This is a genomic window from Bacillus sp. SDLI1 (assembly GCF_001553895.1).
GTDB classification, from domain to species: domain Bacteria; phylum Bacillota; class Bacilli; order Bacillales; family Bacillaceae; genus Bacillus; species Bacillus siamensis.
This window is the reverse complement of the sequence record NZ_CP013950.1, coordinates 3,378,210-3,401,076: the sequence shown is the minus strand read 5'-3', so window position 1 is coordinate 3,401,076 and position 22,867 is coordinate 3,378,210. Positions and strand designations below refer to the sequence as shown.

Below are 22,867 nucleotides of genomic sequence, written 5' to 3'. Positions count from 1 at the left end.
AAAAAAAGCGGCTTTACGCCGCTTTTTTACTTTACGAAGTGAATATTTTTACGATCTGCATGGCCAGATAGGCAATTCCGGCGCCGATTAACGGACCGACGGCGACGCCGCCGAAAAGCGCGACGGCAAGTATCGTGCCGATCACCAGCGCCGTTGTAATATGAGGATCGTTTTCCAATAAGGTGAGACCGTTTTTGGCGATTAAGGCTACGGCGATTCCGGCGCCGAGAGCGATCCACGCATAATATGATTTCATCGCTTCTCCTAGCTGTTTAAAACCGATGTCACCTGTCGCAATCGGCACTAAAACAGCGATTGTAATGACGGTGACCCCCCAGTTGATTCCTTTTGACTGAATCACCGGGAACAATTTCTGATCAAGACCGACCGCTTTTATCACAATGAGAAAGCCGACGGCAAAAAGCAATGACTGGTTTTTGGCTATCAATGCGATGGCCAGCAATAATAGTAAAAATAAATTCGCCTGTGTAAACATCCTGAAAGCACCATCCTTCATCATAACTGTATTCATATCCTTTTTTTTGACGAATAAACTAATGTAATAGGACGTGCCGACCGAGAGGAGGATCGATGTGAATCCGCACTATGCAACTGTTTTTTTCCGCGCGCTGTTTGTACTAGCTGCGGCCGGCGGCGCTTTAGCGGCCGGTTACGCCTCATTCCCGTTAACTTATCCGTTTCTGATCGCCCTTATTCTGTCATCGGCGATCATTCCCGTCGTTGACTGGCTGGACAAACTGACGGGGCTGCCCCGATCAGTCAATACAGTCATTGTCCTGGTCTTCTTTTTGCTGATTCTTCTTGGCGCTGCGACTTTTCTCGTTGCGGAAATCATCTCGGGAACCGCCTATCTGGCCAAAACGCTCCCTCCCCATATCAGCGCCTTTATAACGTATTGCGAGGAGTTCTTCACTTCCCGCATTCAGCCATTGTACCACGAGCTGACCGTCTTATTTAACGGGCTGGAAACCAATCAGCAGGCATCCATCGTGACGCATATTCAGACCCTCGGTGATACAGCCGCTAAAAATGCGGGGCTGATGCTATCACATCTTTTAGAGCTGGTGCCGAAATGGATTGCCTTCCTTCCCAATACGGCTGCCGTCTTCGTATTCGCAATGCTGGCGACTTTTTTTATGACAAAGGACTGGCACAAGCTGAAAGCGATGCTTTATTCCATTCTTCCGGAACGCGTTTCGGCAAACGCCAAGGCCGTGTCGGGAGAACTGAAAAAAGCGATGGCCGGTTTCATTAAGGCGCAGGCCGTGCTCATCCTTTTTACGATGATCATTGTCTTTATCGGACTGTTTCTTTTAGGAATTGAGCATGCGGCGACCATTGCCTTTTTTATCGGCCTGGTGGATCTTCTCCCGTATCTCGGCGCCGGATCGGTATTTGTTCCCTGGATTATGTATTTGGCCATTGCCGGTCAGCTTCCCCAAGCGATCGGTCTCGGTATTTTATATATAGTGGTTCTCATTCAGCGCCAGCTGACGGAGCCGAAGATTTTAAGCAAGTCAATCGGGCTTGATCCGCTTGCGACCTTAATCGCCCTGTTTGCCGGTTTTAAGCTGTTCGGAATTTTAGGACTGGCTGCGGGGCCTGCGCTGCTCGTTTTCATTCAGGCCTTTATCACAACGGGCGCTTTAAAAGAAATATGGGCCTATATTACTGTCCAGTCCAAATAAAAACAGCAGCCCTGCAAGAAGGCTGCCGTTTTTATTTGATAATGATCCGCTTGTTTTTTGACATTCCTCTCAGCCATTTGAACAAAAGCGGCTTCATGCGGTTCCGAGTGAACGGAATCAGAAGACAAGCCCCTGCAATATCGGACAAAAAACCCGGAAGCATCAAAAGCAGGCCTCCGATAAAGACGCATATTCCATCAAGAAGCGCGTCCCCCGGCATGCTGCCGTGCTGAAGGTCGCGCATTACCCGATGATATACATCAATTCCCTGTCTTTTTGCCACCAAGGCGCCTAGCACGCCTGTCAAAATGATGAGAAGGACGGTCGGAAAAACGCCGAGCCATTTTCCCGCCAGCAGAAACAAGCCGATTTCAATTGCCGGACATACGATAAACAGTAAGAATAAAACTCTCATTTTTCTGCCCTCCTGTCCTTCTAAAAGCGCGTCACCGTCCGCATGGGAATAGGAAAATCAACCTAAAGACAAAAGAGAAGGGATAACCCCCCTCTCTTGTTTAAAGCTGTTTAAAGAACGCTTGCGCGGCCTTCATACACAGCGCCACGGGCAGCGTCAACTGTGATAACCTGTCCTTCTGTTAAAACTGAAGTTGCGTTCTCCAGACCGACGATAACCGGAATGCCCAAGCTTAAACCGACTACTGCGGCATGGCTTGTCAGTCCGCCTTCTTCCGTGATGAGCGCTGATGCTTTTTCAAGCGAAGCGATCATGTCACGGTCAGTGCTTGAAGCAACCAATACTGCGCCGTCTGTCATTTTTTGTTCAGCTTCCTTCGCATTTTTTGCAACAACAACCGGACCGAATGCTGATTTGCGTCCGATGCCTTGTCCTTTTGCGATAATGCTGCCGACAGTGTGAACTTTCATCAGATTCGTCGTACCTGATTCACCGACAGAACCGGCTGTAATGACAATCAAATCACCGTGTTTCACGATTCCGCTGTCAAGTGATTTTTGAACTGCATCTTCAAGCATTTCATCTGTAGAATTCGCGTTTTGGCCGCTTGCCGGGAAGACACCGAATACAAGGCCGAGTTTGCGTGATACAGACTCATTCACTGTAACGGCTACAATCGGAGCCTGCGGACGGTATTTCGCGATCATACGCGCCGTATGGCCGCTTTCTGTAGGCGTAACGATAGCTGCCGCGTTCAGATTGATTGCCGTGTGCGCAACGGATTGACCGATCGCATCAGTAATCGTCATGCCGACCTGGTCTCTGCGTTTAGACAGAATTTCTTTGTAGTTCAGAGATTCTTCCGTGCGTGTGGCGATGTTAAACATTGTTTGAACCGCCTCAACAGGATATTGTCCCGCAGCCGTCTCACCGGAAAGCATGATCGCATCTGTGCCGTCGAAAATAGCGTTGGCAACGTCACTTGCTTCAGCGCGTGTCGGACGTGGGTTGCGCTGCATGCTGTCAAGCATTTGAGTCGCGGTAATAACCGGTTTGCCGAGCGCGTTGCATTTTTTGATCATTTCTTTTTGCACGAGCGGCACTTCTTCAGCCGGAATCTCTACGCCGAGGTCTCCGCGCGCTACCATTAAGCCGTCAGATACTTCCAGGATCGCATCCAGATTGTCTACGCCTTCCTGGTTCTCAATTTTAGGGATGATTTGAATGTCAGACGCGTTATGCTCTTCAAGCAGTTCGCGGATTTCCAGAACATCCGTAGAGCGGCGTACAAATGACGCAGCGATGAAATCAACGCCTTGCTCGATACCGAAGACGATGTCTTTAGCGTCTTTTTCAGTAATTCCCGGAAGGTTGACGCTGACACCGGGAACGTTTACGCCTTTTTTATTTTTCAGCGTGCCGCTGTTTAAGATTTTTGTTTTGATTTCGTGTTTTTCCGGATTTGATTCAATCACTTCCAATCCGATTAAACCGTCATCCAGCAGGATGATAGATCCTGCTGACACGTCGTCTGCCAGGCCTTCATAAGAAACTGAGAATTTTTCAAGCGTTCCCAGTACCTGTTTTGTAGAAACGATAATTTCATTTCCCGCCTGAAGCTCAAGCGCGCCGTTTTCCATATCGTGCGTGCGGATTTCCGGACCTTTCGTATCGAGGAGAATCCCCACGTTTTTGCCGAGCTTTTTGCTTGCTTCTCTGATGTTTTTGATTCTTGCGCCGTGCTCTTCGAAATCACCGTGTGAAAAATTCAGACGAGCAACGTTCATACCCGCTTCCATCAATTTTGTCAGCATTTCTACACTTTCACTGGCCGGACCGATTGTACAAACGATTTTTGTTTTTTTCAACTCGTTCACTTCCTTCTGAAATCTTCAGCTTCTTCCGTCTTAAATAGACAGTTCTTTTGAAAGCTGATACATGTTTGGTTCAACAGTATGTTTTGATTCTAAAATTTCTATAATATCATGGTCTACAAGCTTGTTGTTTTGTATACCTACGCAGCGTCCGCCTTTTCCTTTAAGCAGAAGCTCAACCGCGTAAGCGCCGAGGCGGCTTGCAAGAACCCGGTCAGAAGCGCTTGGAGATCCGCCGCGCTGGATGTGCCCTAAAACGGATACCCGTGTTTCAAGGTTTGTTTCTTCTTCGATGCGTTTTCCGAATTCAACCCCGCTGCCTACCCCCTCAGCAACGATGATGATACTGTGTTTTTTGCCGCGGTCGTGCCCTCTCTTCAAACGGCCGATAATTTCCTCCATATCGTAGTCCGCTTCAGGGATTAAAATGGATTCCGCTCCGCCTGCAAGACCTGCCCATAAAGCAATGTCGCCTGCATGGCGTCCCATCACTTCAATTACGTATGTACGCTCATGCGACGTAGCTGTGTCACGGATTTTATCAATCGCATCAATTACGGTATTTAACGCCGTATCAAATCCGATCGTAAAATCAGTTCCCGGGATGTCATTATCTATCGTACCCGGTACACCTACACACGGAAACCCGTGTTCCGTTAATTTTTTCGCACCCATGTACGAACCGTCTCCGCCGATCACGACAAGACCTTCAATGCCGAGTCTCTTTAAATTTTCGATTCCTTTTTCACGGCCTTCAACTGTTTTGAATTCAGGACATCTGGCTGTATACAGCTTTGTTCCTCCGCGGTGGATGATGTCACCGACCGAACCAAGCTCCAGTTTCTCTATTTTTCCGTTGATTAATCCTGAATAACCGTTATAAATTCCGTAAACTTCTACATCGTGATAGATAGCTTTACGCACAACCGCTCGCACCGCTGCGTTCATCCCCGGGGAATCCCCGCCGCTCGTTAATACTCCTATACGCTTCATTTCCTATTCACCTCAGCAACATATATATGTTAAACATATCATGATCATTGCCCTAAAACAATGAAAAGGGACGCCTGAGCTCCCATGAAACCTTACCTATTATACAATTAAATAAACTGTTTTTAAATAAAATTTAAGGAATATCACAAAAAACACAAAAAATAAACGTGAGCCATAGGCTTCACGTCTATTCAGTTTGCCCCGATATATTGATCCTCAACCGAAACTTTTCCGATGGCTTTGTATTTTTCGTAGCGCTGTGAGATCAATTCTTCGGCGTTCAATGGAAGAAGAGATTTTAATGTTTCTTTAAGGATGCCGTCAATGTAGCCCGCCTGCTGCTTAATATCATGGTGAGCTCCGCCCTTCACTTCTTTAATCATATGATCTATAATTCCTAATTCTAATAAATCGGGCGCAGTAATCTTCATGGTTTCAGCCGCTTTTTTGGCAAGGCTGGAATCTTTCCACAAAATGGACGCGGCTCCTTCAGGAGAAATAACGGAATACGTCGAGTTCTCCAGCATCAGCATGCGGTTGCCCACACCTAATGCAAGCGCCCCTCCGCTGCCGCCTTCGCCGATGACGATACAAACGACAGGCACTGTCAGGCCGGCCATTTCGAACAGGTTCTTAGCAATGGCTTCACTTTGTCCCCGTTCCTCCGCCGCTTTGCCCGGATACGCTCCCTTCGTGTCGATGAAGCAGATAATCGGGCGGTTAAACTTATCCGCCTGCTTCATGAGGCGAAGCGCTTTACGGTAGCCCTCAGGGTGAGGCATTCCGAAATTGCGGACAAGGTTTTCTTTCGTGTCTTTTCCGCGCTGATGACCGATGACGGTAACCGGCATGCCGTGATATTTGGCAACTCCGCCGACAATCGCAGCATCGTCTCCGTATGTTCTGTCTCCGTGGCACTCAAAAAAGTCGGTAAACAGGTATTGAATGTAATCAAGGGTCGTCGGCCGTTCGGGAAGGCGTGCGATCTGCACTCTGTCCCAAGGCTTCAGGTTTTTATAAATTTCATCCTGGAGCTTGCTGAGCCGGTCTTCAAGCCTTGCGATTTCAGCGCTTAAATCCATCTCCGAATCTTGGGTGAATTTTTTCAGTTCGGCGATTTTTGTCTGCAGTTCAATCACCGGTTTTTCAAATTCTAATCTTGCAGCCACTCATGCTCACCTCCTGTTTGGTGCATGTCCAGCAGAAATGCGAGTTTGTCTTTCATGTCGTTTCTGTGAATCACCGCATCAAGCTGGCCGTGCTTTAATAAAAATTCCGCCGTCTGGAAATCCTCCGGCAGTTTTTCTCCGATCGTCTGTTCAATAATACGTCTTCCGGCAAATCCGATCAAGGCGCCCGGTTCAGCGAAATTATAATCACCGAGAGACGCGAAACTGGCCGATACGCCGCCAGTCGTCGGGTGGGTCATAACCGAAATAATCAGCCCCTGCTCTTCACTGAACAGTTTCAATGCAGAGCTTGTCTTCGCCATCTGCATAAGGCTTAAGACCCCTTCCTGCATACGTGCGCCGCCGGAAGCGGTAAAGATGATGAATGGGACTTTTTCCTCTTTCGCTTTTTCAATTGCCAGCGTGATTTTTTCGCCGACAACCGAGCCCATGCTGCCCATGCGGAATGTCGAATCCATGATCGCGATTACGGCAGGGAATCCGCTGATGGTCCCTTTTCCGGTAACAACCGCTTCATTCTGCGATGTTTTCTCACGGTCTTTTTCGATTTTTTCTAAGTATCCCGGGAAACCGAGCGGATTTTCAGATATCATTCCCTGGTTGAATTCTTCGAATGAATCTTCATCCAGGAGGATTTCAATGCGCTGCTTTGCATTCATCGGGAAATGGTGCCCGCAGTTCATGCAGACGCGCAGGTTTTTATCTAACTCTTTTGTGAGCATGATTTTTTTACATTTGGGGCACTTTGTCATAATGCCTTCCGGAACATCATGTTTTGCCTGCTCAGACGGCACGGAAGCATATTTTTTCTTTTTTGTGAATATATCCTTTAACAAATGATTACCTCCCTTTTGTGAAGGGTTCTCTTCACTGCATGTCTTCCGATTAGATAGACTTAATAATAACTTTACCGAAACTATTGTACTTTTTTTGTCAAACGGTGTCATCCTCCATTCGACATTTTTTGCTGAAAAGCAGGCGGAAACGGACGGATAACAGACCTTTAAAAGCGTTGCTCAGCCTTATCTGTCAGCGTTTTCAAAAGAAATAAAGATTCTGCTGAAATTTTTTTAAGACCTGCCCTTAAAAAAATGCCAGCAGTCCGTATATTGAACAGCAGCGCGTTGTTTTTCCCAACGCGCTGCCAATTCTTTTTGTGTTATTATTCACCGATGACCGTGAGCTGTCTTGTTTTTTCAGCCACTTCTTCAGGGTCGACCGTAATTCTGGCGACGCCCGTTTCCATCGCCGCTTTCGCAACGGCTTTCGCAACGGCAGGAGCCACGCGTTTGTCAAATGGAGCCGGGATGACATAATCCGCGCTTAATTCATCCTCTGAAACGAGGGAAGCGATCGCTTCAACCGCAGCTATTTTCATTTCTTCGTTGATGTGAGTCGCGCGAACGTCAAGCGCTCCGCGGAAGATTCCAGGGAATGCAAGTACGTTGTTGACCTGGTTCGGGAAGTCAGAACGGCCTGTTCCGATTACGCTTGCGCCGGCTGCGCGCGCGTCTTCAGGCATGATTTCCGGATTCGGGTTGGCCATTGCGAAAATAATCGGATCTTTCGCCATGCTTTCCACCATTTCTTTCGTCAGAGCGCCTTCGACTGATACGCCGATAAAGACGTCTGCATCTTTAATGACATCCTGCAGCGAACCGTCATTGCGGTCTTGGTTTGTAAACTTGGCCACTTCGTTTTTCACCGCATTCATGCCGGCAGGACGCCCTTCGTAAATGGCTCCTTTAGAGTCGCACATCACGATGTCGCGAACGCCGAAATGGTAAAGAAGCTTGATGATCGCGATGCCTGCTGCTCCCGCTCCGTTTGCCACAACTTTAATGGATGACATGGATTTTCCTGATAATTTCAGCGCGTTTACAAGTCCGGCTACAGTTACGATGGCAGTGCCGTGCTGATCATCGTGGAAAACCGGAATGTTTGTTTCTTTTTTCAGGCGCTCTTCAATGATAAAACAGTTCGGCGCCGCAATATCTTCAAGATTGACACCGCCGAATGTCGGTTCAAGCAGCTTCACCGTGTCGATGATTTTGTCCACGTCGTTTGTGTTGAGCGCGATCGGGAATGCGTCCACGCCCGCGAAGCTTTTGAACAGAACCGCTTTTCCTTCCATGACCGGAAGTGAAGCTTCAGGCCCGATATTTCCGAGACCGAGAACTGCTGATCCGTCTGTTACGACTGCTACCATGTTCCCCTTCATTGTATAATCATATACTTTATTTTTATCGTCATAAATCTCTTTACAAGGCTCAGCTACCCCCGGAGAGTAGGCAAGGCTTAAATCGTCCGCATTTCTGACTTCCACCTTTGCTTTTGATTCAAGCTTTCCTTGGTTTACTTTGTGTAAATGTAACGCTTCTTCTCTTAATGACATGCTAAACACTCCTTTTAAGTACTTTGTTACATATTCTGCCGCATAGACTGGTACAATCTCTGGAGGTGAAAAATTTCAGAATCTTTAAATAAGATAGCACAATTGTTTCAATTGTATAACAAAACCATTGTTGTTACCACTATTTTAACACGACGTTTTCGCGGCCCAGCAGCTCTTTTAAACGGTATAACGCCTGATGGTCCGCCTGAATATGAAAGGTGTCGGGCAGCCTGATGGTCTGCTTGTCTTTTTCATAATAAAGATAAACGCCGGTTTCCCCTTTATGCTCCAGTAAAATACGCTTCATCTTTTCCAAAAACTCCTGATTGTGCCGGCCGCCTTCGATTTTGATGTAAACAGACGGCGCTCTGCCTGTCTCTGTCTCCGTCTCCTCAAGGAGAGAGGCGGATGACATGATGAATTGTGTCTTCTCCTGCCGCTCTTCCATTTTTCCGGCGGCGAATAAAAGCGCGCCTTCTTTTAACAGCGGAGACAGCCTTCTGTATTGGTCAGGAAACACGACGGCTTCCATTTCTCCCGTTTCGTCGCTTAATGTGAGAAACGCCATATGCTGACCTGTCTTTGTCCGAATCGTTTTGATGCCTGCGAGCAAAGCGCCGATCGACAGCTGCCCCTTAGGCATCTGCCGCGCTTTTGCGATCGCTTGCGCACTCCGTTTTTTCAAGAGATCCCTGAAAGCGGACAAAGGATGGCTTGAGAAATAAACACCGAGAGCTTCTTTTTCAAACCGAAGCTTGTCCACGAGCGGAAATTCCTCAGCCTCTACATATTTTGGCTTAATGGAGAACGATTCTTCCAAAAACAATCCCATTTGATCATCATCTGCACGAAAAAGTTCAGCGTGCTCTAAAGCGACATCAACGGAGGCCAGCAAGGAGGCGCGGTTTTGATTGAATTCGTCCATGGCGCCAGAAAATATAAGGGCTTCGATTGTTTTCCGATTAACGCTTTTTGCAGGTACGCGAAAGCAGAAATCGAAAAGATCCTCGAACGGTTTATGTGTTCTTGCTTTATAAATATCTTTCACTGCCGAGACGCCTACGTTTTTCACGGCCCGCAAACTGTATCTGACGGCTCCGTTTTCCGGCGCAAACGGAAAACCGCTCTTGTTTATTGACGGCGGAAGAACTTGGATCCCGCTCCCCTTCGCTTCATGCAAATATTGCGATATTTTGTCCTCATTGCCGATGACGCTCGTCAAAAGACCGCACATAAAATATAAAGGATAGTGCGCTTTTAAATAGGCGAGCTGATAGCCGATCATGCTGTATGCGACAGCATGGCTTCTGTTAAATCCGTAGTTGGCGAATTTGACAATCAGATCGTAGACCTCGTTTGCAGTGACTACAGAATACTCCTTTTTTAAGCACCCTTCAACAAAATGGCTTCGCTCTCTGTCCAGAATGTCTTTTTGTTTTTTGCTGACAGCCCGTCTGAGCAGATCCGCTTCACCTAATGAAAACCCTGCCATCCGCGAGGCGATCATCATAATCTGCTCCTGATAGACGATGACGCCGTACGTGTCACTGAGAATATTTCTTACATCCTCATGCGGCACTTCCACACGCGCCCGCCCGTGCTTCCGATCGATAAATAATGGAATATTTTCCATCGGTCCCGGTCTGTAAAGCGCATTCACCGCGACAATATCTTCAAGCCTCGACGGCTTCAGTCGCTTCAGCACGCTCCTCATCCCTGATGATTCCAGCTGAAAAATGCCCGTCGTATCGCCGTTTGACAACAGGGAGAACGTTTTTTCATCCTGGTAAGAAATCTCGGAAAAATCAATTTTCGTATTCGTCTCTTTTTCAATCATCGTTTTAATGGATTCAATAAGCGTCAGGTTGCGCAAACCTAAAAAGTCCATTTTTAAAAGACCCAGATCTTCCAAGTGATCCATCGCATACTGCGTTAAATACACGCCGTCATGCCCTTCTTGAAGAGGGACAACTTCAGAAAGCGGATCTTTACTGAGAACAACGCCGGCCGCGTGTGTTGACGTATGCCTCGGAAGACCTTCAATTTTCCTGGCGATCTGAAACACTTTATGAAGAACGGCGGATTCAGACAGCCGCCTGTTCAGCTGAGCGGACTGCCGCCTCGCTTCCTCAAGCGTCATTCCCGGCTTTGACGGAATCAGGCGGGCAAGCTGGTCAGCTTCTTTCGGATTGATCCCGAACACTCTTCCAGTGTCTCTTAACGCCGCCTTTGCGGCCAATGTTCCGAAGGTGATAATCTGGGCGACGTGCATGGCCCCGTACTTATTTTGTACATACTGAATGACCTCATCCCTTCTCGTATCTGGGAAATCGATATCAATATCGGGCATGCTGATCCTCTCAGGATTAAGAAACCTTTCAAACAGCAGAGAATGTTTCAGCGGATCCACGTCTGTAATGAAAAGAGAGTAAGCGACAAGCGAGCCTGCCGCAGATCCTCTTCCCGGGCCTGTCACAATGCCCTTTTCATGCGCGTACTTCATAAAGTCCCATACGATGAGAAAATAATCACTGAATTTCATGCGCCTGATGACGTCCAGCTCATATTCAAGCCGGCGCACGGCGCGCTCATCAGGAGTGCCGAAACGGAGACGCAGCCCCTCGTGACAGACTTCCGCCAAATAATCATCGGCTGATTTGCCGTCCGGCGCCGGAAAAGACGGAAGGCGTGTCTGTCCGAGGCTGACATCGACCCGGCATTGCCCGGCGATACGCGCGGATGCTTCAATCGCTTCCGGATGCCGCGTGTAAAGCTCCGCCATCTCTTCAGGCGGCCTCAAGTGTAAATCCGGCAGATTCCCGCTCTGATCCTCCCATTTCTCACCGGCTTTAATGGCGCACAGACAGCGGTACGCATCTTGATCTTCTTTCTTGATATAACGGACATCCCCCGCCGCGCAGACTGGGATTTCCGTCTCGGCTGACAGGCGGAGAATATCTTCCGATAACGTCTCATGACCTTTGAACGGCTGGTATCCTAAATAAAAACGGCCTTCTCCGAACAGTTCCCGGAATCCTTCGGCAGCTTTGACCGCTTCTTCAAATTTCCCGGCTTGCAGCAGACCTTCAATGTACCCGTTTTCACCGGGCGTAATGGCGATCAGCCCCTCATGATAGCTCTTCATCCATTTTCGCTTCATGCCGCCCTTTGCTATGGATTGCAGCGCACTTGAGATTTTCAGCAGGTTCTGATATCCGGTGTTTGTCTCCGCCAAAAGAACAAGCGGGTGTGCTTCAAGTTCCGTTTCGTCCGTGTATATAGAAGCGGTCAGACCGATAATCGGCTTTATTCCGTTTGACTTGCATGCTTTATAAAACTCAATGGCGCCGTACAGCACATTTTCGTCGGTCAGCGCCAATGAAGAATAACCGAGCTCCTTCGCTTGTGTAACAAGATCTTTTACAGAAGCGGCGCTGTTTAACAGGCTGTAGCCGCTATGTACTTGCAGATGAACAAAAGACAATGCCGCCACTCCTTTCCGTATACGTTCATTTTGCCTTTCTACATTATAAGACGGGTTTTCTTAAGAAACAAATGTTCTTTTTTGACTCATCATCATACTTGTCCGCTTTGCTCAATATGATAGAAAAGTGAGGTGGTGTATATATGGATCAGGAAGCCGGCTTTATGGCGAATTTTATCAGCAGTTATTTTATCGCCCTCGGCGTTTTGCTCGGCGGAGCGCTCATCGGCGGCGTCGGAGCTTATTTATCAGGCGAGCCTCCGCTGACGGCGATTACAAAATTGGCGAACAGGCTGAAGATCTGGGCGCTTGTCGCGGCCATCGGAGGAACATTTGACGCGGTATACAGTTTTGAGCGGGGGCTGTTTGAAGGCAACACGCGCGACATCTTCAAACAGCTTCTATTAATTATTTCAGCGATGGGCGGCGCGCAGACCGGCTGGCTGATTGTGTCATGGCTGGCTCAGGAGAATATGCCTTCATGAGAATTCCCGAGTATTATAAAAAACCGGGATGGCAGCGTTTTTTTGCGGGAATGATGTGCGGAGCCATCGTCAGCTGGCTGTTCTTTCTGTTTACATACGGAACGTTTCAGGAAGAACAGGTGACGTTAATTGAAAAACAGCGGGAGCACGCACGGGATTTGAAAAACCAGATCTCCATCTATCAGAAAGATCTTCATAAATTAAATGAGGATAATAAACAAAGACTGCTTATCCAAAGTGTTGATGTTAAGCTGATCAATGGGGAAAAATACAGAATCGCCCAGCCTGATAAGATGAAATTTGAAGAACAGGTGAAAGATGATATTTCTGAAGTCATCACAAAGGATATTGAGAGCGTGTATAAAACAAAGGAGCTTTTAAAACGGACGATTGAAAACAAGGTGTACACCATAAATGAAAAGGAATATAAAGCTCAAGTAAAGGAACTGACGATTTATACGAGATTGTCTGTCGAAATTCATATTTCTTTTGCGACGTAATTATGTCATTTTTAAAAAATTTCCATAGATCTGTCGCTTTTTTCTCCGCTTTTTTATAAACTGTAAATGAGACATTTTCAATGCTTCTGAAGGGAGGAAGGGAAAATGGAGGTTTTTAGTGAACGCCGCCTGGCAAAAGATCATGCAGACCGAATCAGAAAAGGCTATTCCGCATATGCAGAAACAGACACACTCGCTTCCCTCATAAAAAAAGAACTCCAAATCTGTAATCTCCGCGTCTACGAAGACCTGACTGAATTCGGCTGCTGGTTCATCCCCGTGACAGATGAACACTAAGAAAGAGGGTCTCCCCTCTACTTGTGTTCGTTACATATCTCTTCAAGATCAGCAAGAATCGGACCGGTTTCATCCCAGCTGAAGATGGATGCGCCGGCTGCAAGCGGATGTCCGCCGCCATTGTATTTCCGGGCAATTCCGTTGATGACCGGACCTTTTGAACGGAACCGGACTCTGATTTGGTCGTCTTCTTCTACGAAAAACACCCAAGCGCGAATACCGGAAATATTTCCGAGTGTTCCGACGAGCTGCGACGCTTCAGAAGCGGTGGTTCCATATGTCTCCAAAATGTCTTTTTTAATGAAAACGGAAGCGACGCCGTTTTCAGACAATGACACATTTTGATAAATAAAGCCATTCAGCTTCACCACATTTAATTTCGTTTCATACAATTGATTAAACAGCTCTGACGATGAAAATGGGAACTCAATGAGCTCTCCCGCGTATTTTAATGTCTTTTTTGTGGTGTTCGGGAATAAGAAGCGTCCCGTATCACCGACGATACCCGCGTAGATCAGCTCAGCTGCTTTCGTATTCAGCTTCCAGCCGTGCTGCTTTCCTTCCAGGTACAGCTCATAGATCATTTCGCTTACGGAGCTTGCATTCGTATCGACCCATAACAGATCGCCATACGGATCTTCATTTGGATGGTGGTCTATTTTCATGAGCTTTGCGCCGGAATGGTAGCGCTGATCGTCGATCCGTGCTTGGTTTGCGGTGTCGCACACGATGACAAGAGCATCTTTGTAGGCTTCGTCACCCACCTCATCGAGGGAATATAAGAAAGACAGGGACGGCTCAGGCTGTCCGACGGCAAAAATATTTTTTTCGGGATACGTTTCCCGCAGGATTTCCGTAAGGCCGCACTGTGATCCGTAAGCGTCCGGGTCAGGCCTCACATGTCTATGTAAGATAATGGTGTCATATAATGATATGGTTCTGATCAATTCGGATTTCATCGTTTTCTCCTTTTGTTTTTATTCATTTAATCATACTCTTTATCCGTGGAAAAGGAAAATCTTTCAGCAATGGTATAAACGGTTTTGCAAACTCATATAATGGAGGATTTCATTTATGCTGGTTTTTGTTTTTCTCATCGGGCTTTCTGCCTGCTTTTACGTGTATTACAAAGTAAAAGGCATCCAGACGAAACGGGCGCTGGAGAAGGAATGTTTTTCGGCTAAATCAAGTATGGCGTTAGGCGCGCTGGTGCTTTTGTACGGAGTAAACCAAATGATTCTGTTTCACTCCGTCCTGACCCTCGTCATCGGCGGCGTCTTCATTTTAATCGGAGCAGGCAGCGCATGGGCAGGGTATAAAGCCTATAAGCATTATGAACCCATCCATGCAAAAGAAGCGGAGAGAGACCACGCATAATGAATGTCAAGGGACCGAGATGCGTCCCTTAACTTCTCTCCATCAGCTGCACCATGAGCATCGCTTTTGAAACAATGCCGCTTTGGCTTGACACTTCCACTTCCATTTTTCCGAATTTCCGGCCCGCTTCTAAAATGCGCGGCTTCACTTCAATGACCGATTCCATCTGCACGGGCTTTAAGAAGAAAATCGTAATGCTTTCAATGACCAGCTCGCCGCGTTTGCGGGACCGTAAAAATCGGCTGGCGGCCTGAGTTAAAATCGTTGTAAACACCCCGTAAGAAATCGTCCCGAGCTGATTGGTCATCTGCGGCGTGACTTCATATTGATAAACGGCCGGCGTTTTGTCATCTTCCTCTTCTTTAAATCCCCTTGAAACGATATCATCAAGTTTTTCCCCGACCTGAGGCTGCTTTTGAATCATTTGCAGCGCTTTTAAGACGTCCTGACGGCTGATCATGCCGATCAGTCTGTGGTTCCCGTCTGTCACCGGGAGCACTTCGATTCCTTCCCAAACCATCATTTGAGCCGCTGAGGCGACAGACGTTTTCCCGATTACCGTGACAGGGTTTTTGGTCATTACTTTTTCAATCGGGACTGACCTGTCATGTCCGGCGATATCTTTCGGTGTGAGGATCCCGTGGATTTTCATCTGCTGATCGATAACCGGAAAGCGGCCGTGTCCGGTTTCATCGTTTTTTTCGTACCATTTCTCCAGTTTATCTTTAGGAGACAGCGTCACTGTCCGATCGGCGGGAGTCAAAATGTCCTCCACGAGCACAATCTCTTTTTTTATGAGCTGATCATAGATCGCCCGGTTGATCATCGCGGCTACCGTAAAGGTATCATAGCTTGTGGAGAGAATCGGAAGCTCAAGCATATCGGCCAGCTCGATAATGCTGTCATCGGTATTAAATCCTCCGGTTACCAAAACAGCCGCGCCCGCTTCAAGCGCCTGGCGGTGGGCATTGATTCTGTTTCCGACAATTAACAGGTTCCCCGCCGCCGTATAACGCATCATCGCGTCAAGCTCCATCGCCCCGATCACAAACTTATTCAGCGTTTTATGCAGACCGGCTTTTCCGCCGAGCACCTGGCCGTCTATCACGTTGACAACCTCGGCGTATGTCAGCTTTTCGATATTTTCCTTTTTCTTCTGTTCAATCCGGATGGTTCCCACACGTTCAATAGTGGAAACGAACCCTTTATTTTCGGCTTCCTTAATGGCTCTGTAAGCCGTTCCCTCACTGACTTTCATTTCTTTCGCAATTCTTCTGACCGAAATTTTTTCACCGACAGGAAGCGAATCTATGTACGATAGGATTTGTTCATGCTTTGTTGCCAAGCGTTTCACCTCTAAGGACAGTCTTCTGCTTTTATTATAAGGGCACGGGGGATTCATTCGCAATGAGACGCCCGAAAAAAGGCGTCATCACAAAAAGACCTTCTGAACGTTTGGTTCAGAAGGTCTTTGACACATATGTCAGGCAAGCTCAATGGTCTCGCCGACCGCCATGACTTTACCGACGCCTCCGGGCAGACTTTCAGCGAAAGCGTCAGGGTCCTGTTCAATGACGGGGAATGTATTGTAATGAACGGGAACGACCTGTTTCGCTCTCAGCCATTCAGCCGCGAGTTTCGCATCTTCAGGCCCCATGGTGAAATTATCACCGATCGGCAGAAACGCCAGGTCAATGTGATTCAGTTCCCCGATCAGTTTCATATCTGAGAACAGCGCCGTATCGCCGGCGTGGAAAATCGTTTTGCCGTCAATCGTTAATAAAATCCCGGCCGGCATCCCGGTGTATGTGATGGTTTTGTTTTCTGCATCAGTGACCGCCGATCCGTGGAACGCCTGTGTCAGTTTCACTTTGCCGAAATCAAATTGGCGCGCCCCGCCGATATGCATCGGGTGGACGTTTAACCCTTTAAAACCGAGATAAACGGCCAGTTCGTTCGGCGCAATAACGAGTGCGTCGTTTTGTTTGGCGATCTGCTCTGTATCTCCGACATGGTCATTGTGTCCGTGAGTAAGCAGAATGACATCCGCTTTCACTTCTTCCGGCTTCAGATTGGTCAGACTGTTTCCGGTTAGGAACGGATCAAAAATAATGTTATGGGTTTTCGTTTCCACTTGAATGACAGAATGTCCGTGATAAGTCACTTTCATCGTTTTCACCTCATAAAAAATTAATATTTATCAAGTTCCCTTTTTGACAAACGAAAAAACTTACAGGGATTGATGCCTGTTAATCACATTCAGCCCGCCAGTTGCTTCTATGACCGTCCCGGTGACAAGATCGGAATCCTCTTCACATAAGAAGGCGATGATTCTTGCAATGTCTTCTCCGGTTCCGGACCTCCCGATCGGCGTGTTTTCTTTCCCGATTTTCCGTCTTGCTTCTTCTATAGACGCTTCTTTCATATCTCCTACAATATCACCCGGGCAGACCATGTTGGCCGTGATGCCTGATTCGGCTTCTTCAATCGCGATTGTTTTCGTTAACGAAGCCAACCCGACTTTAGCCGCTCCGAAAGCGGAACGGTGAAGCCAGCCGGGGGCATGGTCTGCGCCTTGGAAGCCGTATGTAATAATCCGGCCGAAGCGCTGCTGTCTCATTACCGGGATAACCGCTTTAAACAGATGGAAAACGGCGCTTAAATTCCCTTCAAGCATGCCATACCATTCGTCATCGGAGTAATCGGCAAGCTTTTTGCGCTCAAATATGTACGGCCCGGCGTTGTTAATCAGTATGTCAATTCTTCCAAACCGCTGAAGGGCTGCATCGGCGATCCGCATGAGATCTTCTTTTCGGGTTACATCGCCCTTAACGAATTGCAATCTGTCATGGCACCGGGGATAATCAGCCTTCAGACAAGCGACGGCTTCTTCGTCCTGTCTGTAATTCACTGTGACCGAAAAGCCTTTTTCCAGCAGCATTTCAGTCACTTTTCGGCCCAATCCCTTCGTGCCGGCAGTGATTAGAGCATGTCGCACATTGAATACCCTCCCCAGGCAACGTTGCCGCTTCAATAAAATAAAGTCGTTTCTCCCTCTACTTTACTATAAACAAGCGGCAATATCACTTTTTTGCACTTCATCCGCACGAAAAAAGCCGTCTTTACAGACAGCTTAATTTTCTGAAGGGGCTGAGGCTTCCTCCAGACCGACATAACCGCTTTGGTATGCCTCTGAGATGAGCCGGGCCGTTTCTTCACTTTCTTTTTCATCATAGATGTAACGGTCTTGTTCTTTGCGCATTCCTTCTACCTCCCATCATTATAGATGTAGCGTGTCTGATATGACAGGAAAATATGAAGGAAATTTTAGCAAATTAAACGCCTGCGCAGGCTTTTGCTTTTACGAGCGCCTGTTTTACCTGCTGAAAACCCGTTCCGCCGGCGCTCATTCTTTTTTCAACCGCATGGTGCGGATCGAGCACGGTATAAATATCTTCTTCAAAGAGACGGCTGGCTTGAAGGAATTCTTCAAATGCCATATCACTTAAAAAGATTCCTTTTTCAATACAGCTGTACACAAGCTTGCCGACCACTTCGTGCGCTTCTCTGAACGGCATGCCTTTTTTGGCTAAATAATCGGCAAGTTCCGTCGCGTTTGAAAAATCTTGTTTTGTCGCCTGTTTCATAATGTCTTTGTTTACGGTCATCGTTTCAATCATGCCCGTAAAAATCTGAAGGCTTCCTTCAACGGTTTTCACCGTGTCAAACATGCCTTCTTTATCTTCCTGAAGGTCTTTGTTGTATGCGAGCGGGAGCCCTTTCATAATCGTGAAAAGCCCCATCATATCACCGTATACGCGTCCGGTTTTTCCGCGGATCAGCTCCGCCATGTCCGGGTTTTTCTTCTGCGGCATCATGCTGCTTCCCGTTGCGTACGTATCATCCAATTCAATGAATCTGAATTCCTGCGAGCACCATAGAATGATTTCTTCCGAGAAACGTGAAAGGTGCATCATCAGCATACTGCTGCTGCTTAAAAACTCGAGAATAAAATCTCTGTCGCTGACCCCGTCAAGACTGTTCTCATAAATGGAGTCAAAACCGAGCAGCTCCGCCGAATAGCTGCGGTCTATCGGAAACGTCGTTCCGGCAAGCGCCCCGCATCCGAGAGGCGATATGTTAATCCGCTTCAGCGCGTCACGGAAACGCTCTTTATCCCGTTCAAGCATCCAAAAATAGGCGAGCAGATGGTGGGCGAAAGAAATCGGCTGGGCCCGCTGCAAATGGGTGTACCCCGGCAGAATGGTCTCGACATTGGCCTCTGCTTTTTCGATCAGCGCTTTTTGGAACTGTTCAATCAGCCCGATGATATGGGAGACATGATCTTTCAAATATAGATGCATGTCTGTCGCCACTTGGTCGTTCCGGCTTCTGCCTGTATGGAGCTTTCCGCCGAGCGGTCCGATTTCTTCAATCAGCATTTTTTCAATGTTCAAATGAATATCTTCATAATCAACAGAGAATTCAAGCGTCCCTTCCTCTGCTTTTTGCAGGAGGGTCTGCAGCCCTTGACGGATGGCGCCTTCTTCTTCCTCCGTCAGAATGCCGCATTTTTTCAGCATTGCCGCATGAGCGAGAGACCCTGTAATATCCTCTTTGACTAAGTTTTGGTCGAATGTGATGGATGCACCGAACTCATCGACCCACTTTTCCGGTGTTTTTTGAAAACGGCCTCCCCAAAGCTTCTTCATGCTTCAATCTGCTCCTTCTTTTTCACAATGCTGTTTACTTTTGTCGGCAGTCCCCAAAGCTCGATAAAGCCGATTGCCGCATGATGGTCAAACGCATCGTCTTTTGTATATGTCGCCAGTTTTTCATCGTAGAGAGAATATTCCGACTTGCGTCCTTCTACAATGGCATGGCCTTTAAACAGCTTAACGCGCACAACGCCGGTGACGTGCTTTTGGGTTTCTTTCAGGAATGCAAGCAGCGCGTCTTTTAACGGTGAGAACCATAAACCGTTATAGATGATTTCAGACAGTTTTTGTTCAATTGCCGGCTTGAAGTGAGCCACTTCTTTCACTAAAGTCAGATCCTCAAGCTCTTTGTGAGCCGTAATCAAAGTCATTGCGCCCGGGCATTCATAAACTTCACGGGACTTAATGCCGACCAGGCGGTTTTCGATATGGTCAATCCGGCCGATGCCGTGTTTTCCGGCAGTCTCATTCAGCTTGAGAATCAAATCAGCAAGCGGGTAGGATACACCGTCGATTGAAACCGGCACACCGGCTTCAAATGCGATTTCGATGATTTCAGGAACGTCCGGCGTATTTTCAAGAGATGCTGTCAGGTCATATGCCCCTTCAGGCGGCGCCGCCCACGGGTCTTCTAATATACCGCATTCATTGGCGCGGCCCCACAGATTCTGGTCGATGGAATAAGGGCTGTCAAGATTGATCGGAATCGGTATGCCGCGGCTTGCGGCGTATTCAATTTCTTCTTCACGCGACCATTGCCACTCACGGACCGGAGCGATGACCTCCAAATCAGGGTTTAATGATTTAATGGATACTTCAAAACGAACCTGATCATTGCCTTTTCCTGTGCAGCCGTGCGCCACGGCCACTGCGTTTTCCTTTTCCGCGACTTCAACGAGTTTTTTCGCGATTAACGGGCGGGACAGTGCAGATACGAGCGGATACTTCCCTTCATACATTGTATGAGCCTGCATAGAAATAAGCGCGTACTCTTGGGCGAATTCTTCTTTTGCATCAATCACATACGAATTTACGGCGCCTACTTCCAGCGCTTTTTGCTGAACGAATGCCAAATCCTTTCCTTCCCCTACGTCTAAGCAGCATGCAATCACATCGTATCCCTGTTCTTGCAGCCATTTTATCGCTACAGAAGTATCAAGACCTCCTGAGTATGCCAATACAACTTTTTTCTGTTCTGCCATGTTAAAAGCTCCCTTTGTATAAAAATTAGTTTAAATTAATAAAAATGCATTTTGTATGTATACACTGTAACAAGTAAATTCTGTTTTTTCAAGCTTTTTATAAAAAAAACTCCACCCAATTTTTTGAGCGGAGCAAAGCCTTTTTATCCATTTATAAGTCTTTTCGGATCTCCCGGAGCACATGGGGCAGTTCAGGAATAATCAATTTCTTCATTGCAAGCTTGACGGCGCCTGAGGAGCCCGGCGTGCAGAAGACTGCGGTATTTTGGATCACACCCGCTGCCGCTCTGGACAAAATGGCGGCGGAACCGATGTCCTCCGTATAGCTCAGCATGCGGAACAGCTCGCCGAATCCCGGGAGCTCTTTTGAAAACAGCGGCGTGACCGCTTCAATGGTGACATCCCTTTCGGCAATGCCCGTTCCTCCGTTTAACAGCACCGCATCTGTATATTCATCCATACAGCCGGATAAAACGGCTTTCTGCAATTCACCTTTCTCATCTTTTACGATGTCATAAGCGACCGTCTCAAATCCCGCTTCCCTGATGAAATCCATCATGACGCGCCCGCTTTTATCGGTTTCTTTCGTTCTCGTGTCGCTGACTGTGATCACTTTGCAGCGCACCGATGACGGGGCTTCCTGTTTATGTTCATGCACACTCATTGTTTCACCTCATCATTTATGTACTAAGCATATCGTAACGTTTGGTGCTTCAGCATTCAATAGAAAAGCACATCCTTAAAGGATGTGCTTTTTTTCGATCATTATTGTGCAAGGCGGACAACGTCGCGCGCGATCATGACCTCTTCATCAGTCGGAATAATGATGACTTTGACAGGAGAGTGCGGGTAGCTGATAAACGCTTCCTCGCCGCGCACATTGTTCAGCGCAGGATCCCAATAAACGCCCATGAATTCTAAGCCGCGAAGCACGCGTTCTCTGACTTCAACGCTGTTTTCACCGATACCCGCAGTGAAAATAATCGCGTCAACGCCGCTCATTCTCGCTGCGTAAGAACCGATGTATTTATGGATTCTGCTTGCGAACACTTCAAGCGCCGTTTCCGCTCTTTCGTTGCCTTCTTTTGAAGCTTCTACGATATCGCGAAGGTCGCTTGAGAAACCGGATATGCCAAGCAGTCCGCTTTTTTTATTTAATGTATTTAATACTTCATCAGCCGTCTGATCCGTTTTTTCCATAATGTACGGAATCAATGCAGGGTCGATGTTTCCTGAACGCGTCCCCATCGCAACACCTGCAAGCGGTGTGAAGCCCATTGATGTATCAATTGATTTTCCGCCTTCTACGGCTGCGATACTTGCTCCGTTACCCAGGTGGCAGGAAATCAGGCGCAAGTCTTCAATCGGACGGCCAAGAAGCTCAGCTGCGCGCTGTGTCACGTATTTATGAGATGTGCCGTGGAAACCGTATTTGCGGATGCCGTATTTCTCGTAGTATTCATACGGAAGGCTGTACAAGTAAGATTGCTCAGGCATCGTTTGGTGGAACGCCGTATCAAATACTGCAACCGCAGGTACATCCGGAAGCACTTCTTTAAAGGCTTTAATGCCGACGATGTTAGCCGGGTTGTGAAGCGGCGCAAGTTCTGAAATCTCTTCAATCTCACGGGTTGTTTCATCCGTAAGCAAAACAGAATCGCTGAATTTTTCTCCGCCGTGAACAACACGGTGGCCGATTCCGTCAATTTCATTTAAATCCTTTATAATACCGAATTCAGTCAGCTTGTGAAGCAGCATCTTCACCGCGACCGCATGATCCGGAATATCTGTCACTTCTGTATTTTTTTCGCCGTTAACAGAGATTGTGAAAACGCTGTCGGCGATACCGATCCGTTCTACTAAACCTTTTGTTAGCACCTTTTCTGAAGGCATTTCGAATAGCTGAAATTTTAAAGATGAGCTTCCTGCGTTAATTGCAATAATTTTAGACATAAATGACGCTCCTATCAAAATTCTTCTTCGTTTGTTTCGTTCTTTTTTCCCAGACCGTAACTGCAGTCCAAAAAATATCTGACTTTTCCATTTAAACATTGTCAACTCAGCATTTCAAGTCAACATCCATATTGGCACCGCTTACAAAATGAAGTCATTATTTTCTGATAAATCTGCACTGTGCCAAATGGACGGCTCGGTCTTACGGAATGTTATGTTCTTTCCTTAAGTTGTGTCAGCACCCTGATATCCATTCATTTTCAAAAGCAAAAAGC

22 protein-coding genes are annotated in these 22,867 nt (G+C 47.3%); 5 read left to right on the top strand and 17 right to left on the bottom strand.

Features of this window, described 5'->3' with window-relative positions; translation table 11 throughout:
• Nucleotides 1–31: 31 nt before the first annotated feature.
• Nucleotides 32–496 (bottom strand): DUF441 domain-containing protein, encoded by a 465-nt coding sequence (locus tag AUL54_RS16670; RefSeq protein ID WP_007408072.1) that lies wholly within the window; start codon nucleotides 494–496, stop codon nucleotides 32–34.
• 97 nt (nucleotides 497–593) lie between these two features.
• Between AUL54_RS16670 and ytvI the strand changes: the two genes are divergently transcribed.
• Nucleotides 594–1,709: a sporulation integral membrane protein YtvI gene (gene ytvI / locus AUL54_RS16665; RefSeq protein ID WP_060964573.1), complete on the top strand. Its 1,116-nt coding sequence runs from the start codon at nucleotides 594–596 to the stop codon at nucleotides 1,707–1,709.
• A gap of 31 nt (nucleotides 1,710–1,740) precedes the next feature.
• On the opposite strand, the gene AUL54_RS16660 is transcribed toward ytvI, so the two are convergent.
• From AUL54_RS16660 to dnaE, 7 genes are all read right to left on the bottom strand, one after another.
• On the bottom strand, nucleotides 1,741–2,124 hold the full coding sequence (locus AUL54_RS16660) for an FxsA family protein (protein WP_016938603.1): 384 nt from the start codon (nucleotides 2,122–2,124) through the stop codon (nucleotides 1,741–1,743).
• A gap of 110 nt (nucleotides 2,125–2,234) precedes the next feature.
• A complete protein-coding gene (gene pyk / locus AUL54_RS16655) occupies nucleotides 2,235–3,992 on the bottom strand; it encodes a pyruvate kinase (RefSeq protein ID WP_060964572.1) in 1,758 nt (585 codons plus the stop codon).
• Between the two features lie 39 nt (nucleotides 3,993–4,031).
• Nucleotides 4,032–4,991, bottom strand: a complete 960-nt coding sequence (gene pfkA / locus AUL54_RS16650) for a 6-phosphofructokinase (protein WP_060964571.1) — start codon at nucleotides 4,989–4,991, stop codon at nucleotides 4,032–4,034.
• Between the two features lie 191 nt (nucleotides 4,992–5,182).
• Entirely contained in the window at nucleotides 5,183–6,160 is a 978-nt protein-coding gene (accA, locus tag AUL54_RS16645) for an acetyl-CoA carboxylase carboxyl transferase subunit alpha (RefSeq protein WP_060964570.1), read from the bottom strand.
• On the bottom strand, nucleotides 6,145–7,017 hold the full coding sequence (gene accD, locus AUL54_RS16640; RefSeq protein ID WP_060964569.1) for an acetyl-CoA carboxylase, carboxyltransferase subunit beta: 873 nt from the start codon (nucleotides 7,015–7,017) through the stop codon (nucleotides 6,145–6,147). Before accD ends, accA begins: the two co-directional genes overlap by 16 nt.
• Nucleotides 7,018–7,343: 326 nt before the next feature.
• Nucleotides 7,344–8,576, bottom strand: coding sequence for an NADP-dependent malic enzyme (maeB, locus tag AUL54_RS16635; protein ID WP_060964568.1), 1,233 nt, complete (start codon nucleotides 8,574–8,576; stop codon nucleotides 7,344–7,346).
• 139 nt (nucleotides 8,577–8,715) lie between these two features.
• Nucleotides 8,716–12,060: a DNA polymerase III subunit alpha gene (gene dnaE, locus AUL54_RS16630; RefSeq protein WP_060964567.1), complete on the bottom strand. Its 3,345-nt coding sequence runs from the start codon at nucleotides 12,058–12,060 to the stop codon at nucleotides 8,716–8,718.
• A 143-nt stretch (nucleotides 12,061–12,203) separates the two neighbouring features.
• On the opposite strand from dnaE, the gene AUL54_RS16625 reads away from it, so the two are divergent.
• The 3 genes from AUL54_RS16625 (at nucleotide 12,204) to AUL54_RS16615 (ending at nucleotide 13,342) form a co-directional block, all read left to right on the top strand.
• Nucleotides 12,204–12,545, top strand: coding sequence for a sporulation membrane protein YtrH (locus AUL54_RS16625; RefSeq protein WP_016938596.1), 342 nt, complete (start codon nucleotides 12,204–12,206; stop codon nucleotides 12,543–12,545).
• On the top strand, nucleotides 12,542–13,045 hold the full coding sequence (ytrI, locus tag AUL54_RS16620; RefSeq protein ID WP_016938595.1) for a sporulation membrane protein YtrI: 504 nt from the start codon (nucleotides 12,542–12,544) through the stop codon (nucleotides 13,043–13,045). The genes AUL54_RS16625 and ytrI overlap by 4 nt, the downstream gene beginning before the upstream one ends.
• Nucleotides 13,046–13,150: 105 nt before the next feature.
• Nucleotides 13,151–13,342, top strand: a complete 192-nt coding sequence (locus AUL54_RS16615; protein ID WP_013353167.1) for a YtzJ family protein — start codon at nucleotides 13,151–13,153, stop codon at nucleotides 13,340–13,342.
• Nucleotides 13,343–13,359: 17 nt separating this feature from the next.
• Here AUL54_RS16615 and AUL54_RS16610 read toward each other — a convergent pair whose 3' ends face one another.
• Nucleotides 13,360–14,301 carry a DHH family phosphoesterase gene (locus tag AUL54_RS16610; protein WP_060964566.1) on the bottom strand — a complete coding sequence of 314 codons (942 nt, stop codon included), beginning with the start codon at nucleotides 14,299–14,301 and terminating at the stop codon, nucleotides 13,360–13,362.
• Between the two features lie 115 nt (nucleotides 14,302–14,416).
• Here AUL54_RS16610 and AUL54_RS16605 point away from each other — a divergent pair, with 115 nt between their 5' ends.
• A complete protein-coding gene (locus AUL54_RS16605; protein WP_003152434.1) occupies nucleotides 14,417–14,719 on the top strand; it encodes a YtpI family protein in 303 nt (100 codons plus the stop codon).
• A 28-nt stretch (nucleotides 14,720–14,747) separates the two neighbouring features.
• Here the strand turns inward: AUL54_RS16605 and AUL54_RS16600 are convergent, their stop codons facing one another.
• The 8 genes from AUL54_RS16600 to AUL54_RS16570 form a co-directional block, all read right to left on the bottom strand.
• Nucleotides 14,748–16,064, bottom strand: a complete 1,317-nt coding sequence (locus tag AUL54_RS16600) for a CBS domain-containing protein (protein WP_060964565.1) — start codon at nucleotides 16,062–16,064, stop codon at nucleotides 14,748–14,750.
• 138 nt (nucleotides 16,065–16,202) lie between these two features.
• A complete protein-coding gene (locus tag AUL54_RS16595; protein ID WP_049627161.1) occupies nucleotides 16,203–16,889 on the bottom strand; it encodes a metal-dependent hydrolase in 687 nt (228 codons plus the stop codon).
• Between the two features lie 60 nt (nucleotides 16,890–16,949).
• Nucleotides 16,950–17,717, bottom strand: coding sequence for an SDR family oxidoreductase (locus tag AUL54_RS16590; RefSeq protein WP_016938591.1), 768 nt, complete (start codon nucleotides 17,715–17,717; stop codon nucleotides 16,950–16,952).
• A gap of 135 nt (nucleotides 17,718–17,852) precedes the next feature.
• On the bottom strand, nucleotides 17,853–17,981 hold the full coding sequence (locus AUL54_RS21830; RefSeq protein WP_014470818.1) for a hypothetical protein: 129 nt from the start codon (nucleotides 17,979–17,981) through the stop codon (nucleotides 17,853–17,855).
• A gap of 73 nt (nucleotides 17,982–18,054) precedes the next feature.
• A complete protein-coding gene (gene argH, locus AUL54_RS16585; protein ID WP_060964564.1) occupies nucleotides 18,055–19,431 on the bottom strand; it encodes an argininosuccinate lyase in 1,377 nt (458 codons plus the stop codon).
• On the bottom strand, nucleotides 19,428–20,639 hold the full coding sequence (locus AUL54_RS16580) for an argininosuccinate synthase (RefSeq protein ID WP_060964563.1): 1,212 nt from the start codon (nucleotides 20,637–20,639) through the stop codon (nucleotides 19,428–19,430). Before AUL54_RS16580 ends, argH begins: the two co-directional genes overlap by 4 nt.
• Nucleotides 20,640–20,790: 151 nt before the next feature.
• Nucleotides 20,791–21,303, bottom strand: a complete 513-nt coding sequence (locus tag AUL54_RS16575; RefSeq protein WP_060964562.1) for a MogA/MoaB family molybdenum cofactor biosynthesis protein — start codon at nucleotides 21,301–21,303, stop codon at nucleotides 20,791–20,793.
• A gap of 101 nt (nucleotides 21,304–21,404) precedes the next feature.
• A complete protein-coding gene (locus AUL54_RS16570) occupies nucleotides 21,405–22,592 on the bottom strand; it encodes an acetate kinase (protein ID WP_060964561.1) in 1,188 nt (395 codons plus the stop codon).
• Nucleotides 22,593–22,867 lie beyond the last annotated feature (275 nt).

What these genes read in the sequence shown, in the direction of transcription:
- maeB (WP_060964568.1), bottom strand. Translation starts at nt 8,576, where the DNA reads ATGTCATTAAGAGAAGAAGCGTTACATTTACACAAAGTAAACCAAGGA.
- pfkA (WP_060964571.1), bottom strand. Translation starts at nt 4,991, where the DNA reads ATGAAGCGTATAGGAGTATTAACGAGCGGCGGGGATTCCCCGGGGATG.
- AUL54_RS16625 (WP_016938596.1), top strand. Translation starts at nt 12,204, where the DNA reads ATGGATCAGGAAGCCGGCTTTATGGCGAATTTTATCAGCAGTTATTTT.
- AUL54_RS16580 (WP_060964563.1), bottom strand. Translation starts at nt 20,639, where the DNA reads ATGGCAGAACAGAAAAAAGTTGTATTGGCATACTCAGGAGGTCTTGAT.
- AUL54_RS16660 (WP_016938603.1), bottom strand. Translation starts at nt 2,124, where the DNA reads ATGAGAGTTTTATTCTTACTGTTTATCGTATGTCCGGCAATTGAAATC.
- AUL54_RS16605 (WP_003152434.1), top strand. Translation starts at nt 14,417, where the DNA reads ATGCTGGTTTTTGTTTTTCTCATCGGGCTTTCTGCCTGCTTTTACGTG.
- AUL54_RS16575 (WP_060964562.1), bottom strand. Translation starts at nt 21,303, where the DNA reads ATGAGTGTGCATGAACATAAACAGGAAGCCCCGTCATCGGTGCGCTGC.
- AUL54_RS16610 (WP_060964566.1), bottom strand. Translation starts at nt 14,301, where the DNA reads ATGAAATCCGAATTGATCAGAACCATATCATTATATGACACCATTATC.
- AUL54_RS16570 (WP_060964561.1), bottom strand. Translation starts at nt 22,592, where the DNA reads ATGTCTAAAATTATTGCAATTAACGCAGGAAGCTCATCTTTAAAATTT.
- AUL54_RS16615 (WP_013353167.1), top strand. Translation starts at nt 13,151, where the DNA reads ATGGAGGTTTTTAGTGAACGCCGCCTGGCAAAAGATCATGCAGACCGA.
- AUL54_RS16670 (WP_007408072.1), bottom strand. Translation starts at nt 496, where the DNA reads ATGTTTACACAGGCGAATTTATTTTTACTATTATTGCTGGCCATCGCA.
- ytrI (WP_016938595.1), top strand. Translation starts at nt 12,542, where the DNA reads ATGAGAATTCCCGAGTATTATAAAAAACCGGGATGGCAGCGTTTTTTT.
- AUL54_RS21830 (WP_014470818.1), bottom strand. Translation starts at nt 17,981, where the DNA reads ATGCGCAAAGAACAAGACCGTTACATCTATGATGAAAAAGAAAGTGAA.
- AUL54_RS16595 (WP_049627161.1), bottom strand. Translation starts at nt 16,889, where the DNA reads ATGAAAGTGACTTATCACGGACATTCTGTCATTCAAGTGGAAACGAAA.
- argH (WP_060964564.1), bottom strand. Translation starts at nt 19,431, where the DNA reads ATGAAGAAGCTTTGGGGAGGCCGTTTTCAAAAAACACCGGAAAAGTGG.